Origin of the sequence: Rhizobium rosettiformans, from assembly GCF_016806065.1 — a bacterium.
In the GTDB taxonomy this organism is placed as follows: Bacteria; Pseudomonadota; Alphaproteobacteria; order Rhizobiales; family Rhizobiaceae; genus Allorhizobium.
The window spans coordinates 300,465-315,798 of record NZ_CP032405.1; the positions used below are offsets into that span (position 1 = coordinate 300,465).

The window sequence follows — 15,334 nt, forward strand, 5'->3', positions numbered from 1 at the left end:
ATGGTGGTGTCAGTGGCCGGCGCCAGCGGGTGCCGCACCCTTCGGCTTCTTCAGCAGCAGCACCATGAACACCAGCGCAACGAAGAGTATCGTCAGCCCCATGAACACATCCATGAAGGACAGCAGCCAGGCCTGCTGCGTCACCACACCCGAGAGCTTCTTGATCGCCACCGCCGTGCCATCGAGGCCATAGCTGTCGTAGTTAGCACCGACGCTGGCGAGCCAATCGAGCGCTGCCTGGTTGCTCCAGGAAAGCTGCTCGGAAAGACGCGCATAATGGTCGTCCGAGCGCTGTGTCAGCATCGTGTTGATGATCGCGAGCCCCACCGCCCCGCCTAGGTTGCGGGTCAGATTGAACAGGCCGGACGCATTCTTGATACGATCAGGCGGCAGCGTGCCGAGCGCCAGGTTGTTGATCGGCACCATGCAGATCATCAGCGAGCAACCACGCAGGATCTGCGGCACCAGCAGTTCGTAGAAGTCCCAGTCTGCCGTGATCCCGGTCATCATGTAGGTGCCAAGCGCGAAGCCGGAAAAACCGATCATCATCATCACGCGCGGATCGAGCTTGTTCGACAGCGCACCCGCCACCGGCGCGGTGAGGAACATCGCAGCGCCCGAGACGAACATGGTCTCCCCGATCATCAGCGAGTCGTAACCTCTGATACGCCCGAGATAGAGGGGATAGAGATAGGTAAGACCATAGAGGCCGACACCCATGACAAAGGAGAACAGCGAGCCGAAGGCGAAATTGACGTTGGAAAAGGCCCTGAGGTCCACGACCGGCAATTCGACCTTGAACACGCGCCAGAAGAAGATCGCCCCACCGATGACCATCGCAACGGTCCCGAGCACGATGTGGTGGTCGTTGAACCAGTCCTTGTTGTTGCCCTCTTCCAGCACGAATTCCATCGTGCCGAGGAAGACGGCCATTGAGGCCAGTCCCCACCAGTCGAACTTCTTCAGAAGCTTGAGGTCCGGCTTGTCGAAATCGATCAGGCTCCAGGCGGCAGCAGCTACCAGGATCCCCGGGATCACATTGATGAGGAACAGCCAGTGCCACGACATCGCATGGCTGATATAGCCGCCGATCGTCGGGCCGATAGTGGGCGCCAGCGTCGCGACGAGACCGACCATCGGCGAGACGATGTTGCGCTTGGACGGCGGGAAGATGGTGAAGGCAGCCGCGAAGACGGACGGGATCATGCCGCCGCCGATAAAGCCCTGGATCGCGCGGTAGACGATCATCTGCTCGATATTGGTGGCCGTCGCGCAGAGCGCACTGGCGAGCGTGAATCCCGCCGCGCAGAACGTGAAGAGCACGCGGGTGGAGACGATCCGGGCCAGTACACCAGAGAGCGGGATCATGATCACTTCGGCGATCAGATAGGAGGTCTGCACCCAAGCCACCTCGTCGGATCCGGCCCCGAGACCGGCCTGGATTTCGGCAAGCGAGGCCGAGACAATCTGGATGTCGAGGATCGACATGAACATGCCGAACACCATCGCCAGGAAGGCGAAGACGCGTTTCGGATCCATCCGCTCCTCGGCAGGTGCCGAGGGCGCGATGGCTGTTGAGGTGATTGCGGCCATGACACGGCCCTTTCGATAACGTCAGCCGGTGGTGTTACTTCGCGGCAAGCGCCTGGCCCTCGGGGGCCGTGCGGGTGTCGACGTCGACGATAACGCTGAGGCCGGCGCGCAGATGGCCGCCGGCAAGCGCTTCCTTGGGCAGCGCGATCCGGACAGGCACGCGCTGGACAACCTTGGTGAAGTTGCCGGTGGCGTTTTCCGCCGGCAGCATGGAGAAGATGGCGCCGGAGGCCGGAGCGATCGAGGTCACCGTGCCTTCGAGCGGATCGTCGCCATAGGCGTCGACATGGATTGAGACCTTGGAACCGGGAACCAGATGCGCGATCTGCGTTTCCTTGAAGTTCGCCTCGATATAGAGCTCGCTGGTCGGCACCAGAGCCGCCAGACGTTTGCCGGCCGAGACGAGATCTCCCGATTGAACCGAGAGATTGCCGATCACGCCATCATAGGGCGCTTTCAGCACGGTAAAATCGAGATCACGCTTGGCTTTCGCCACCACCTGATCCTGCACCTTCACGGCGTTCACCGCCTCGTCGCGCTGCGCCTTGAGGATCGAGAGATTGGCTTCCGCCGAAGCGACTGCGGCCTGTCCCGCCACCAGATTGGCGCGGGCCTGGTCGAGCGCGACCTTGGCATTGTCGAGATCCGCAGTCGTACCGACACTCTTGGCTGCAAGCTCGCTCGCACGCTTCTCCGTAATTTCGGCGCCCCGAACCGCAGCCTCCAGAGAGCCGAGCTGCGCTTGAGCCTGCGCGACGCTCGCCTCACCGCCAACGATCTGCGCATCGATGCGGGCGATCGCGAGCTCGGAGCTTTGCTTGCCGGCCATGGCCTGATCATAGGCGATCTGATAGTCGCCGCCATCGAGGGTCACCAGCGGATCGCCAGCGCGGACGACCTGGTTACTGGCAACGTTGACCTTCTCGACATAACCGGAAACCTTCGGCGAGATGATCGCGATGTCACCTTCGATATAGGCGTCTTCAGTCGACACCATGAAGCGACCATCGGTCCACCAGGTATAGCCATACCAGGCTCCGCCTGCGAGCAGCGCAGCGAGGATGACCGGCAGCACAGGGCTGCGGCGTTTCGGCTTGGAGGCAGCTGCTTCCTGCGGCGGGTGGGGCTCCCCTGCATCCGTTTCCGTCAGGGGCGCAGCCTCATTCCGGTCGACTGGAGTGGAAGTGGAACGAAGGGCGGTGGATCTTGGCGTCGCTGACATGATAAGGACCGGGGATGGGTTGAACTTGCTCGAACTGAACCGTTCGGTTCGATTGACATAGAGCCTTTTTTGCCCCATATCAAGAGGCAGAAACGGGCCTTGGAGACGAGGCCACGCAACGCAGTTAATTTTTGTCGGACAGGAAATGTCGAAACAAGAGCAGGAAATCGCCATGACGCCGCCCTCCTATCCCGTCGCCGGGGTGGGTCGCTTTGCAGCGGGCGCGGATCCGGTCAAGCGGGGACAGATCCTGGATGGGGCCAAGCGGGTCTTTATGAAGCTTGGCTACGATGCTGCAAGCATGAATGACGTTACCCGCGAGGCAGGCGTCTCGAAGGGCACCATATACGTCTATTTCCAAAGCAAGGAAGATCTGTTCGGCGCCTTGGTCGAGCGTGAGAAAAGCGCCTTCGATGCCGCGATCCGACAAATCCTCGAAGAAAGCGCCCATGTCGAGGAAGGCCTGCGGCGCTACGCGCTCGCCCACGCGCATTTCATTCTCGACACGGAGATGATCCCGACGATGCGTATCCTGATGGGTGTGCTCGACCGAATGCCGACGCTCTGTCAGCGTTTCTTTGCTTCGTCGCCCACCAATATCAAGGTGCTGTTGCAGGACTATATTGCTGCTGCCAATGAGAAGGGCGAACTCTCGGTCGAGGACAGCGATCTGGCCGCACGCCAGTTCATCGACATGTCAACGGCAGGCTATTTCAAGAAGCGGCTGTTCAATGACCTCCCCGTGCGACCGGACGACAAAGAGATCGAACGCGTGGTGGAATCAGGCCTTCGTATGTTCATGAACTTCTACGGCCCCAAAAGCCCCGAATCCCAAGGCTGATCTGCGACGGAACTTTGTTCCGCGCACAGACTTTATCTGGCTGCTTGCCAACCCCACGGATATGACTCATGTCCTTGGGAACATAATCCGTTTGATCAGCACGGAAGACACTCATGGACAATATCAGCGCACTCCTCCAGGACCCCGCAGCCTGGGTCGCACTCGTGACGCTCGTCGTCATGGAGATCGTGCTCGGCATCGACAACCTCATCTTCATCTCGATCTTGACCAACAAGCTGCCCGCCGAGATGCGCGAAAAGGCCCGCCGCATCGGGATCGGGCTTGCGCTGGTCATGCGACTGGCCTTGCTCGGCACGGTCGCCTGGATCGTTCAGTTGACCACCCCCGTCTTCGAGCTCTTCGGCCAAGGCTTCTCTTGGAAGGATATGATCCTGATAGCCGGTGGCCTCTTCCTCGTCTGGAAGGCAACGAAGGAAATCCACCATGCCGTAGACCCGGTTGACAAGGAAGAGGACTTCATCGCCTCTACCGCAGCGACGACCTTCACCAGCGCCATCGGCCAGATCCTGCTGCTCGACCTCGTCTTCTCGATCGACAGTATTATTACTGCCGTCGGCATGACGCCGCATGTCCCGATCATGGTCGTCGCAGTGGTTGCGGCTGTGACCGTCATGCTGGTTGCCGCGACCCCGCTTGCCAACTTCATCGAGAAGAACCCGACCATCGTCATGCTGGCGCTCGCCTTCCTGATGATGATCGGCATGACCTTGATCGCAGAGGGCATGGGTTTCCATGTGCCCAAGGGTTATGTCTATGCTGCCATGGCTTTCTCGGCACTCGTCGAGGTGCTGAACATGTTTGCGAGGCGCAAGCGCGAGCGGGACAAGTTGGCCAAGGCGGTTTCGCACTGAGCTGTCGCTGAATTGATAAGAAGGCCTGTCGTGAGATGGGCCTTCTTTCCCTGCGCCGATATACTCGACCGGACCACCTCCTGCGTACATGGCAGCATGAGCCCCACCGGCAGCAGCAACGCCTGAAAACCGCGCAAAGAAAAACCTGCGTCGGCGGGACGCAGGTTTTCCTTGGGGGCGGGGACTTGGGGAGAGCGCAGGCCGGACGGTTAAGGGGCTCGTCTGCCAATTCGTTGGCCAGGGAGAGAAACCGGAAAAACCTCCCTGTTCCCCATATCCCGTCGCGTCCGGTTGGCACGGCCTGCGCTCTGCCATAAGAACGCGGCATATGACGTCCGGTTCCGCGCTTTGCAGAAAAATTTCGAAATTTTCCGCAACGGCCTCCGAAGCGCCTGTTTCCGTGGTTTTTCTTGACGCACGGCCATGAATATGGCCTTAAGGCCTCGCGGTGGAACAGGCGGCCTCTGGGCCCTACCCTGTCCCTCGCAGGCCATCATCGGCAGTCTCACAATTTTTCGATCCAGCGCCAAGGCGCCAGGTCCCCCGCACGCACCACGAGCTGAATTTCATGACCACATCAGGCGTCCGCGTCCGCATCGCACCCTCCCCGACCGGCGAACCCCATGTCGGCACCGCGTATATCGCGCTGTTCAACTACCTCTTCGCCAAGAAATTCGGCGGTGAGTTCATCCTGCGCATCGAGGACACCGATGCGACGCGTTCGACAGCCGAATTCGAGCAGAAGGTGCTGGACGCCTTGAAGTGGACCGGCCTCACCTGGTCGGAAGGCCCTGATGTCGGCGGCCCCTACGGCCCCTATCGCCAGTCCGAGCGCAAGGACCTTTACCGCCCCTTCGTCGACAAGATGCTCGACAATGGCGGCGCCTTCCATTGTTTCTGCACACCGGAACGGCTGGAGAGCATGCGCGAAGCCCAGCGCGCCGCCGGCAAGCCGCCGGGTTACGACGGCCACTGCCTTCACCTGAAGGCCGAGGAAGTCACGAGCCGCGTTGCCGCAGGTGAGCCGCATGTCGTGCGCCTGAAGGTACCGACCGAAGGCTCTTGCGATTTCCACGACGGCGTCTATGGCGATGTGTCGATCCCGTGGGAAAGCGTCGACATGCAGGTGCTGCTGAAGGCGGACGGCATGCCGACCTACCACATGGCAAACGTCGTCGACGACCACATGATGAAGATCACCCACGTCGCCCGTGGCGAGGAGTGGCTGGCCTCCGTGCCGAAGCACATCCTGATCTACAAACATCTCGGCCTTGAGCCGCCTGTCTTCATGCACCTGTCGCTGATGCGCAATCACGACAAGTCGAAGCTGTCGAAGCGCAAGAACCCGACCTCGATCTCCTACTACTCGGCCCTCGGCTACCTGCCGGAAGCCCTGATGAACTTCCTCGGCCTGTTCTTCATCCAGATCGCCGAAGGCGAAGAGCTTCTGACCATGGAAGAGCTGATCGAGAAGTTCGATCCGGACAACCTCTCCAAGGCTGGCGCGATCTTCGACATCCAGAAGCTCGACTGGCTGAACGGCCGCTGGCTGCGCGAGAAGCTGACCCCGGAAGATTTCGTTGCCCGCGTGCTCGACTGGGCGCAGGAAAACGACCGTCTCGTCGAAGGCCTGAAGCTTGCCCAGAGCCGCGTTACCAAGCTCGGCGAACTGCCGCCGCTCGCCGGCTTCCTGCTCGCCAACGACGTCGGCCTGACGCCCGCCTCCTTCGGCGGCCTGAAGACCAGCCCGGCCGAGACGCTCGAAATCGTCACCACCGTTCAGGCGGATCTCGAAAAGATCCTCGAATGGAATGTGACGACCATCGAGGAAGAGCTGCGCGCGATCTCCGACCGCATGGGCAAGAAACTCCGCGTCGTCACCCCGCCCCTCTTCGTCGCCGTCTCCGGCAGCCAGCGCTCGCTGCCGTTGTTTGACAGTATGGCGCTGCTCGGCCGCTCGGTCGTGCGCCAGCGCTTGAAGGTTGCGATCCAGGCGCTGACCGCGATGGCGGGTGCGCAGAACTAACGACTGAGTGCCGCCTCAAGGGGCGGTGCAGAAACGACCCCCCTCTGCCCTGCCGGGCACCTCCCCCACACAGGGGGAGAGCGGGCAAGCCCGAACCGGCGGAGACCAGTCTCCCCCCTTGTGGGGGAGATGTCACGAAGTGACAGAGGGGGGTGAAACACACTCCAGGCCGATCCGAGGCGATACCCGATGACCGAACAGACCACCGAAACCGCCCTTTCCTCAGACCCGACGGAAGTCCGCCGCCAGAAGCTTGCGCTGTTGCGCGAACAGGTCGGCGACGTCTATCCGGCGCATTTCCACCGCACGATGACCAATGCGGAATTTGCCGAGAAATACGCGAGCCTCGAGCTGGACGAAACCTCTGAGGATATCATCACGGTCGCCGGCCGCGTCTATTCCTCGCGCAATTCCGGCATGTTCATGGATATCCATGACGCCTCGGGCAAGATCCAGATCTTCTCCCACAAGGATACGACGCCGGAAGAAGCCCGCGCGCTTCTGCCGATGATCGACCTCGGCGACATCATCGGCGTGAAGGGTCAGGTCCGCCGGACCAAGCGTGGCGAGCTGACGATCAACGCCCATGAAATCACCATGCTGACCAAGACGCTCCTCCCCATGCCGGAGAAGTATCACGGCCTCGCCGACATCGAGCTGCGCTACCGCAAGCGCCACCTCGACATCCTCACCAATGAGGAATCCAAGCTCCGCTTCCAGCAGCGCTCGAAGATCGTCTCCGGTATCCGCCGCTTCCTCGAGGGCGAGGGCTTCCTCGAAGTCGAGACGCCGATGCTGCAGACAGTCTATGGCGGCGCAACGGCCGAGCCCTTCAAGACGCACCACAACACGCTGAAGATGGACATGTTCCTGCGCATCGCGCCGGAACTGTTTCTCAAGCGCACGCTGGTATCGGGCCTTGCCGACAAGGTGTTCGAGGTCAACCGCAACTTCCGCAATGAAGGTGTGTCGACCCGCCACAATCCCGAATTCACAATGATGGAATGCTACTGGGCCTATGCCGATTACGAGGACATGATGGGCCTCGTCGAGCGCATGTTCGAGACGCTCGCCATCGGCATCCACGGCACGACCGACCTCACCTTCGGTGACAAGCAGCTCTCCTTCAAGGGCCCGTTCAAGCGCGTGCCCATGCCCGACGCCGTCAAGGAAGCAACCGGCATCGACTTCCTGGCCATGAAGACCGATGAGGAAGCCCGCACCGCCGCCAAGGCCGGCGGCTTTGAGGTCGAGAAGGACTGGACCTGGGGCGAATGCCTCGCTTTCATCTTCGAGGAGAAGGTCGAGGGCACTCTGATCCAGCCGTCTCACGTCACGCATTTCCCGAAGGACATCTCGCCCTTTGCCAAGGAAGTGCCGGGCGAACCGCGCCTCGTCGAGCGTTTCGAGACCTATTGCAACGCCTGGGAAGTCGGCAACGCCTTCTCCGAACTCAATGACCCGGAAGAGCAGCGCCGCCGCATGGAAGAGCAGCTCGAACAGGCCCATTCGCGCGGCGAAAAGGACAAGCAGCTTGACGACGAGTTCCTCGACGCCATCGACCAGGGCATGCCGCCCGCCGGCGGTCTTGGCATCGGCGTCGACCGCCTGATCATGCTGCTTACCAACGCCCCGTCGATCCGCGACGTCATCCTCTTCCCGGCGCGCCGCAACCGCAACGACTGAGCGCTGTACCAACTTCAAACGCAAAAGCCCCGATCTTGATGACCGGGGCTTTCGTATTTGTTGGCTGGGATTTGGAGACTAGCTGAACAGGCGATGTCAGCGATCAATGATCGGCCTTGGCGTGCTCGTCAGCCTTGGGCTTGGCCTTTGGCGGCAGGGTCGCCTCGTCTTCGGCTGGAGCACCATGGCCATCCGATTTGTGGCTGTCGCCAGACTTGGCTGCATGCTGTTCGGTCGGCGCATGACCATCGGCCGCAGCCCCATGTTCTTCTGGCTTGGCGGCCGGCGCCGCACCATCAGGCGTGATGGGCTGAGCACGCATCTTTTCCAGCCAGGCGGCGCCATGATCCGTGGTCGCAGCAGCGTCTGAACCGCCGGTCGGCTCGACCTTCGCGATTGCATCCTCGACAGGAGGCTCTTCTTCGGCGCCACCGAGACCGACCATGCTCTTGATCGATGCGAACCAGCCCTCACCTTCGGCGGGCGCCTCTTCGGCAACCGGCGTCTGACCGGCGGGCTTCTCTTCGGTATGCGCGACCTGCTCTTCGGCATGCTCGGGCGCAACCGCATGAGCCGCATCGGCAGCCGGCTTCGTATGATCTTCTGCCGGCGCCTCGTGTCCGTCCGCAACGGCCTCGTGGCCCTCGCCGGGCGCGGCGTGATCCTCGGCCGGTGCGTCATCGCCACCGAGACCGACCATGCCCATCAGTGAAGCCATCCAGCCCTTGCTCTCTTCGGCGCCATGTTTGGCAACGGGCGTTTCCTCGGAATGTTCACCGTCAGGCGCATCGCCATGGCCCTCGGCTTCGCCATGCCCTTCAGCGGCGCCGTGACCATCCGCCGCCTTTTCGCCATGGGCATCGCCAGCACCATGGGCGGCCTTGCCACCGTGGTCGTCAGCCTTCGCCCCGTGCCCCTCACTCTCCGGCATCAGTCCCTCGGGCTTCACGCAGTCCGTCTGGTCGTTGAGCTTGGCAAGGAGCGCCTGAATATCGGCCTCGAGCATGTCGACACGCTCACCGAAGAACTCCCCGTTCGGCGCGGCCAGACCATCCGCATAACGTGCCGTCAGAACACGCGCTGAGACTTCCTCCGGCACATGGCTCGGATCCGGCACATAGATGACATCGGCACCCACGGCGCGGCCGCGCATGCCTGACCGATCCTTCGGACCGCTCGCATCGAGCACCACGACCTGCACCAGATCGGCCTTCTTCGTTTCCTGCAGGGTTTTCGCCACGCGCAGCGCTGTCTTGACGCGCGCCAGTCCGTCGCCGGGCTTGTCGGTGGTGATGAACTTGCGCACCCAGAAGCGATCCTTTTTGTGGATCTCGACGGTTTTCACCTCGGTGCATTCGAGCCCGTTGAGCTCAGCATAGGACGGCCCGAGCAGCTTATCCGCACCGATATAGACGGCGGCGGCACCGGTGCCCCCGAGGGTGACCAGCACCCCGCCCAAAATCAGCATGAGCTTTCGTGAAAGGTGGATCTTGGGCACCTTCACGCTTGGAACTCCGCCATGACACCGTCCCGACTGTTTACGCAATACTGAGGACCATCATACGGCCCTCTCCTTGCGGAACCTTTAACCCCGCCTTTCCAGTTACGGCACACCTGACGCACGACTCTTTTTGCGAATGATTTGCAAAAGCGTTGACATCGGCGGGAAGCGCGATAGATTTTAATGCGAATGACTTGCAAGAACAGGAATGGACTATGGTCTTAAAGCTTGCCTGCCGTCTTCTCGCCCTGGCGCTGCTGCTGCCGGGGACAGCCCTTGCCGACGACAAGCCGAAGGTCGTCACGACCTTCACCGTGATTGCCGACATCGCCCAGAACGTCGCCGGCGACGCGGCAACCGTCGAAAGCATCACCAAGCCCGGCGCCGAAATTCACGGCTACCAGCCCACGCCGCGCGACATCCTGAAGGCCCGCGACGCCGATCTCGTCTTGCGCAACGGGCTGAACCTCGAAGCCTGGTTTGAAAAATTCCTCGCCAATCTCGGCGATGTGCCGACCGTGACCGTCAGCGACGGCATCGAGCCGATCGGCATTGCCGGCGGCGCCTACGAAGGCAAACCCAATCCGCATGCCTGGATGTCGCCGGAAAATGCGCTCATCTATGTCGAGAACATCCGCAAGGCGCTGACGGATATCGACCCCGCCAATGCTGCGATCTACGAAGCCAATGCCCGGACCTACTCGGAGAAGATCAGCGCCGAGATCGAGCCGATGAAGGCGGAAATTGCCAGGATCCCGGAGAATGAGCGCTTCCTCGTCACCAGCGAAGGCGCCTTCTCCTACCTCGCCCGCGACCTCGGCATGCAGGAACTCTATCTCTGGCCGATCAATGCCGACAGCCAGGGCACGCCACAGCAGGTCAGGGCCGTTGTCGACCAGGTGATCGAAAACAAGATTCCCGTCGTATTCTCCGAGAGCACCGTCTCCGACAAGCCGGCCCAGCAGGTGGCGGCGGAGACCGGCGCCCGCTACGGCGGGATCCTCTATGTGGATTCGCTGAGCGAAGCGGATGGTCCGGTCCCGACCTATCTGGATCTCTTGAAGGTGACGGTTTCGACCATCGTGAAGGGTTTTGCCGGATGATCATGGGATCGGGCACGAGACGCAGCCGCGAAGGCATCGCCGCAGATGATGTGACGGTGACCTACCGCAACGGCCACACGGCACTGCGCCATGCCAGCTTCGCCATCCCGCCCGGAACCATCACCGCTCTTGTCGGCGTCAACGGCGCCGGCAAGTCAACGCTTTTCAAGGCGATCATGGGCTTCGTGCCGGTTGCCTCAGGCGAAATCCGCGTGCTCGGCATGAGCGTGCGCGAAGCCCTGAAGAAGAACTTGGTCGCCTACGTCCCCCAGGCGGAAGAAGTCGACTGGAACTTCCCCGTCCTCGTCGAAGACGTCGTGATGATGGGCCGCTACGGCCACATGAATTTCCTGCGCATCCCCTCGAAGCGTGATCACCAACTGGTTGACGAGGCACTTTCCCGCGTCGGTATGGGCGACTACCGCAAGCGCCAGATCGGCGAACTCTCCGGCGGCCAGCGCAAGCGCGTCTTTTTGGCCCGGGCGCTTGCCCAGGAAGGTCAGGTGATCCTGCTCGACGAACCCTTCACCGGCGTCGACGTCACCACAGAAGAACAGATCATCGGTCTGATGAAGGATCTGCGCGACGAAGGCCGGGTGATGCTGGTCTCCACCCACAATCTCGGCAGCGTCCCCGATTTCTGCGACCGCACCATTTTCGTTAAGGGCACGGTCATCGCCTCGGGCAAGACCGAGGACACCTTCACCGAGGACAATCTGAAGACGGCCTTTGGCGGCGCGCTGCGCCATTTCGTGCTCGCCGGCCGCGATCTGCACGACGACGATGACGGCCGCGAGGTCACCGTCATCACCGACGACGAACGCCCCTTCGTGATCTATGGGCAGCCGAAACCAGGAGCATCAGATGCTCGCGACCCTGGTTGAGCCCTTCACCTACGACTACATGCGCAACGCCATTCTGGTGAGCGCACTCGTCGGTGGCGTCTGCGGCTTCCTCTCGGCCTATCTGATGCTGAAGGGCTGGTCTCTGATCGGCGATGCACTCTCCCATGCCATCGTGCCCGGCGTCGCCGGCGCCTATATGCTGGGTCTGCCTTTCGCCTTCGGCGCGTTCCTATCCGGCGGGCTCGCAGCGCTCACTATCCTCTTCCTCAACCAGCGAACCAAGCTGAAGGAGGATGCGATCATCGGGCTGATCTTCACGTCCTTCTTCGGCCTCGGCCTGTTCATGGTCTCGATCTCACCCGTCTCGATCGACATCAAAACCATCGTTCTCGGCAATATTCTGGCCATCTCGCCCGCCGACACGCTGCAGCTGATCCTGATCGGCGGCATCAGCCTCCTCGTCCTGGCGCTCAAGTGGAAGGACCTGATGGTCACCTTCTTCGACGAGAACCACGCCCGCTCGATCGGCCTGAAACCCGAGCGGCTGAAAGTGATCTTCTTCACCCTGCTCGCCGCCTCCACCGTCGCCGCCATGCAGACCGTCGGCGCCTTCCTCGTCATCGCCATGGTAGTGACCCCCGGCGCCACCGCCTATCTGCTTACCGACCGCTTCCAGCGCCTGATCCTGCTGGCGCTCGGAATCGGTGCCGGCACCAGCTTCATTGGCGCCTATGCCAGCTACTTCCTCGACGGTGCGACCGGCGGCATCATCGTCGTCCTGCAGACGGTGATCTTCCTGCTGGCGTTCCTGTTTGCGCCCAAGCACGGCGTTCTCGCCGCCCGCAGCCGCGCCCGTGAAGCGTTGGAGCCCTTGCCTCCCGCATCGACGGCAGAGCCGCATCGTTTAGCCGAGGAGCACCCTGCATGAGCGAAACCCTCGAACTCGCCATCCTCCCCTTCCAGCTGCCCTTCATGCAGACTGCTTTCCTGGTCACGGTGATGATTGCCATTCCGATGGCGCTTCTCTCCTGCCTGCTGGTGCTCAAAGGCTGGTCACTGATGGGCGATGCTGTCTCGCATGCTGTGCTGCCCGGCGTCGTTATCGCCTATATCGCCGGTATTCCGCTTGCGATCGGTGCCTTTGTCGCCGGCCTCTTCTGCGCGCTGCTCACGGGTTTCATCAAGGAAAACAGCCGCATTAAGGAAGACACGGTGCTCGGCATTGTCTTTTCCGGCATGTTCGGCCTCGGCCTCGTGCTCTATGTCAAGGTCCAGAGCTCCGTGCACCTCGACCACATCCTCTTCGGCGACATGCTGGGCCTGCTGACCTCCGACCTCATAGAAACCGGCCTGATCGCCCTCTTCGCCACCGCATTCCTCGTCGTCTTGCGCAAGGATCTGCTGGCGCATGCCTTCGACCCGCAACATACCCAGGCGATCGGTCTTTCCGTGCGCCTGCTTCATTACGGCCAGCTTGCGGTGCTATCACTGGTCGTCGTCGGCGCCTTGAAGGCTGTCGGCATCATCCTCTCGGTCGCCATGCTCGTTGCCCCCGGCGCCATCGCCTTTCTGATCACAAAACGCTACGCCATGATGCTTGTCACCGCCGTGACTGTCGCAGTCGTCTCGTCACTCACAGGCATCTATCTCAGCTTCTTCATCGACAGCGCGCCCGCCCCGACAATCGTCCTGATCATGAGCGGCATCTTCATCCTCGCCTTCTTCCGCACGCTCTGGCAGGCCCGCAGCGTCAACCGGATCGCCGCAGCAGAAGACATCTGATCGTCTCCCACTTGGCATGGATCAAGTCGGTAGCGACGATCCCGGGCTAGGCTCCTCCTATCAACACGAGGATGAATTCCCATGGCGATGCTGAAACTGCTGAACAAGCCCACGCGACACCTGTTCTTCACCGGCAAAGGCGGTGTCGGCAAGACCTCGCTCAGCTGCGCGACGGCCATAGCGCTTGCGGATCAGGGACTGAAGATCCTGCTCGTCAGCACCGATCCCGCCTCCAATCTCGACGAAATGCTCGGCGTGTCTCTGGGCAGCGATCCGGCGCCGGTCCCCGGTGTCCCCGGCCTGTTTGCGATGAACATCGATCCCGAGAGCGCCGCCGAGGATTATCGCCGGCGCGTGCTTGGCCAGATGGGACCTGAAACCACGGACAAGGATCGCGCCACCGTGCGCGAACAGCTCTCCGGCGCCTGCACCACCGAGATCGCCGCCTTCGACGAGTTCGTGGGCCTGCTCGCCGATGACAACCCGCGTTTCGACCACATCATCTTCGACACCGCGCCGACCGGCCATACTCTCCGGCTCCTCAGCCTGCCCAAGGCCTGGACCGGCTTTCTGGAGGCGAACGAACGCGGCGCCTCCTGCCTTGGCCCTCATTCCGGGCTAAAGATGCAGGAAGACCGTTTCCGCATAGCGCTCGAATGCCTAGGCGATCCCGCCCGCACCACCATCGTGCTCGTGACGCGAGCCGACCGTGGCGCGATCCGCGAAGCTGCAAGGACCGCGGGCGAACTCTCCGAACTCGGTCTCTCCAACCAGATGCTCGCCGTCAATGGCCGCTTCGTGCCGACGGATCCGAACGACCCTGTGGCCACGGCCTTTGCAGCCGAGCAGACGAAGGCGCTCGCCGAACTTCCGCCCGCGCTTCAATCGCTGCCTCGCGACGAAGTCGGTCTGAAACCCTTTGACATGGTGGGACTTGCCGCTCTGCGCGGACTGCTGTCCGATACGGCCCTCACGCCTCCTTCCGACACCGCAGAGGACACCTTCGAAAAGCCAGACCTCCCCCACCTCTCGAGACTGGTCGACGAAATCGCGGCAAGCGGCAAGGGCCTTGTCATGGTCATGGGCAAGGGCGGCGTCGGCAAGACGACGGTGGCGGCAGCGGCCGCGGTCGGACTTGCCGCGCGCGGCCACACGGTCCATCTGACGACCACCGACCCGGCGGCGCATCTGTCCTTTGTCGTGGGTGCCGCCGTCATGCCCGGCCTGACCGTCGATCGCATCGATCCTGAGGCGGAAACAACCCGCTACATCGGCAAGATCATGTCGACCAAAGGCCGGGATCTCGATGACGCCGGCCAGGCCCTGCTGCGCGAGGATCTCGCCTCGCCCTGCACCGAGGAAGTCGCCGTCTTCCATGCCTTCTCCCGCGTCGTCGGCGAAGCGCGGTCGAGCTTTGTCGTCATCGACACAGCCCCGACAGGCCATACGCTTCTGCTCCTCGATGCGACGGGCGCCTATCACCGTCAGATGACCCGCCATCTCGACGACACAGCGCCCGGCCGCATGGTGACCCCGCTGATGCGCCTGCAGGATCCTGCCTATACGCGCGTCCTGCTGGTCACGCTGCCCGAGACGACACCGGTCTCGGAAGCATCAGCCCTGCAGGACGACCTGCGCCGCGCCGGCATCGCGCCCTATGGCTGGGTGGTCAACAAGTCGATGGCGATCACAGGCACCCGCGATCCGCTGCTGCGCGCCCGCATCCGGGGCGAAAAGGCACAGATCGAACGGGTGAAACGCGATTGCGCAAGCCGTGTCTATGGCCTGGACTTCCGCCCAGTTGCCCCGGTGGGGCTGGAAGAACTGCGAAGGATCGCGCTCGAGGAATGATGGCGTCGGGAG

General features: G+C 62.1%; 12 protein-coding genes. 9 read left to right on the forward strand and 3 right to left on the reverse strand.

Features of this window, described 5'->3' with window-relative positions; all coding sequences use genetic code 11:
* Nucleotides 1-9 precede the first annotated feature (9 nt).
* Together D4A92_RS01525 and D4A92_RS01530 are read right to left on the reverse strand one after the other, a co-directional pair.
* Nucleotides 10-1,593: a DHA2 family efflux MFS transporter permease subunit gene (locus D4A92_RS01525; protein ID WP_203017647.1), complete on the reverse strand. Its 1,584-nt coding sequence runs from the start codon at nt 1,591-1,593 to the stop codon at nt 10-12.
* Nucleotides 1,594-1,627: 34 nt separating this feature from the next.
* On the reverse strand, nt 1,628-2,815 hold the full coding sequence (locus tag D4A92_RS01530) for an HlyD family secretion protein (protein ID WP_203017648.1): 1,188 nt from the start codon (nt 2,813-2,815) through the stop codon (nt 1,628-1,630).
* Between the two features lie 145 nt (nt 2,816-2,960).
* On the opposite strand from D4A92_RS01530, the gene D4A92_RS01535 reads away from it, so the two are divergent.
* The 4 genes from D4A92_RS01535 to lysS all read left to right on the forward strand — a co-directional run bounded on the left by D4A92_RS01535 (nt 2,961) and on the right by lysS (nt 8,240).
* Entirely contained in the window at nt 2,961-3,656 is a 696-nt protein-coding gene (locus D4A92_RS01535; RefSeq protein WP_246754005.1) for a TetR/AcrR family transcriptional regulator, read from the forward strand.
* A 113-nt stretch (nt 3,657-3,769) separates the two neighbouring features.
* The gene (locus tag D4A92_RS01540) at nt 3,770-4,528 is read left to right on the forward strand and encodes a TerC family protein (protein ID WP_203017649.1); all 759 of its coding nucleotides are present in this window, start codon (nt 3,770-3,772) and stop codon (nt 4,526-4,528) included.
* Nucleotides 4,529-5,096: 568 nt separating this feature from the next.
* On the forward strand, nt 5,097-6,554 hold the full coding sequence (gltX, locus tag D4A92_RS01545; protein ID WP_203017650.1) for a glutamate--tRNA ligase: 1,458 nt from the start codon (nt 5,097-5,099) through the stop codon (nt 6,552-6,554).
* 189 nt (nt 6,555-6,743) lie between these two features.
* Nucleotides 6,744-8,240, forward strand: coding sequence for a lysine--tRNA ligase (gene lysS, locus D4A92_RS01550; RefSeq protein ID WP_203017652.1), 1,497 nt, complete (start codon nt 6,744-6,746; stop codon nt 8,238-8,240).
* A 103-nt stretch (nt 8,241-8,343) separates the two neighbouring features.
* Here the strand turns inward: lysS and D4A92_RS01555 are convergent, their stop codons facing one another.
* Nucleotides 8,344-9,708 (reverse strand): hypothetical protein, encoded by a 1,365-nt coding sequence (locus D4A92_RS01555; protein ID WP_203017653.1) that lies wholly within the window; start codon nt 9,706-9,708, stop codon nt 8,344-8,346.
* 248 nt (nt 9,709-9,956) lie between these two features.
* Here D4A92_RS01555 and D4A92_RS01560 point away from each other — a divergent pair, with 248 nt between their 5' ends.
* From D4A92_RS01560 to arsA, 5 genes are all read left to right on the forward strand, one after another.
* The gene (locus D4A92_RS01560; RefSeq protein WP_203017654.1) at nt 9,957-10,844 is read left to right on the forward strand and encodes a metal ABC transporter substrate-binding protein; all 888 of its coding nucleotides are present in this window, start codon (nt 9,957-9,959) and stop codon (nt 10,842-10,844) included.
* Nucleotides 10,841-11,728, forward strand: coding sequence for a manganese/iron ABC transporter ATP-binding protein (locus tag D4A92_RS01565; protein ID WP_281435257.1), 888 nt, complete (start codon nt 10,841-10,843; stop codon nt 11,726-11,728). The genes D4A92_RS01560 and D4A92_RS01565 overlap by 4 nt, the downstream gene beginning before the upstream one ends.
* Nucleotides 11,709-12,617, forward strand: a complete 909-nt coding sequence (locus D4A92_RS01570; RefSeq protein ID WP_203017655.1) for a metal ABC transporter permease — start codon at nt 11,709-11,711, stop codon at nt 12,615-12,617. The genes D4A92_RS01565 and D4A92_RS01570 overlap by 20 nt, the downstream gene beginning before the upstream one ends.
* Nucleotides 12,614-13,471: a metal ABC transporter permease gene (locus D4A92_RS01575; protein ID WP_203017656.1), complete on the forward strand. Its 858-nt coding sequence runs from the start codon at nt 12,614-12,616 to the stop codon at nt 13,469-13,471. Before D4A92_RS01570 ends, D4A92_RS01575 begins: the two co-directional genes overlap by 4 nt.
* Before the next feature lie 81 nt (nt 13,472-13,552).
* The gene (gene arsA, locus D4A92_RS01580; protein ID WP_203017657.1) at nt 13,553-15,322 is read left to right on the forward strand and encodes an arsenical pump-driving ATPase; all 1,770 of its coding nucleotides are present in this window, start codon (nt 13,553-13,555) and stop codon (nt 15,320-15,322) included.
* Nucleotides 15,323-15,334: the final 12 nt, after the last annotated feature.

Bases quoted from the DNA above. Each gene is read 5' to 3' on its own strand.
- D4A92_RS01525 (WP_203017647.1), bottom strand. From the start codon at position 1,593: ATGGCCGCAATCACCTCAACAGCCATCGCGCCCTCGGCACCTGCCGAG.
- D4A92_RS01530 (WP_203017648.1), bottom strand. From the start codon at position 2,815: ATGTCAGCGACGCCAAGATCCACCGCCCTTCGTTCCACTTCCACTCCA.
- D4A92_RS01535 (WP_246754005.1), top strand. From the start codon at position 2,961: ATGTCGAAACAAGAGCAGGAAATCGCCATGACGCCGCCCTCCTATCCC.
- D4A92_RS01540 (WP_203017649.1), top strand. From the start codon at position 3,770: ATGGACAATATCAGCGCACTCCTCCAGGACCCCGCAGCCTGGGTCGCA.
- gltX (WP_203017650.1), top strand. From the start codon at position 5,097: ATGACCACATCAGGCGTCCGCGTCCGCATCGCACCCTCCCCGACCGGC.
- lysS (WP_203017652.1), top strand. From the start codon at position 6,744: ATGACCGAACAGACCACCGAAACCGCCCTTTCCTCAGACCCGACGGAA.
- D4A92_RS01555 (WP_203017653.1), bottom strand. From the start codon at position 9,708: ATGCTGATTTTGGGCGGGGTGCTGGTCACCCTCGGGGGCACCGGTGCC.
- D4A92_RS01560 (WP_203017654.1), top strand. From the start codon at position 9,957: ATGGTCTTAAAGCTTGCCTGCCGTCTTCTCGCCCTGGCGCTGCTGCTG.
- D4A92_RS01565 (WP_281435257.1), top strand. From the start codon at position 10,841: ATGATCATGGGATCGGGCACGAGACGCAGCCGCGAAGGCATCGCCGCA.
- D4A92_RS01570 (WP_203017655.1), top strand. From the start codon at position 11,709: ATGCTCGCGACCCTGGTTGAGCCCTTCACCTACGACTACATGCGCAAC.
- D4A92_RS01575 (WP_203017656.1), top strand. From the start codon at position 12,614: ATGAGCGAAACCCTCGAACTCGCCATCCTCCCCTTCCAGCTGCCCTTC.
- arsA (WP_203017657.1), top strand. From the start codon at position 13,553: ATGGCGATGCTGAAACTGCTGAACAAGCCCACGCGACACCTGTTCTTC.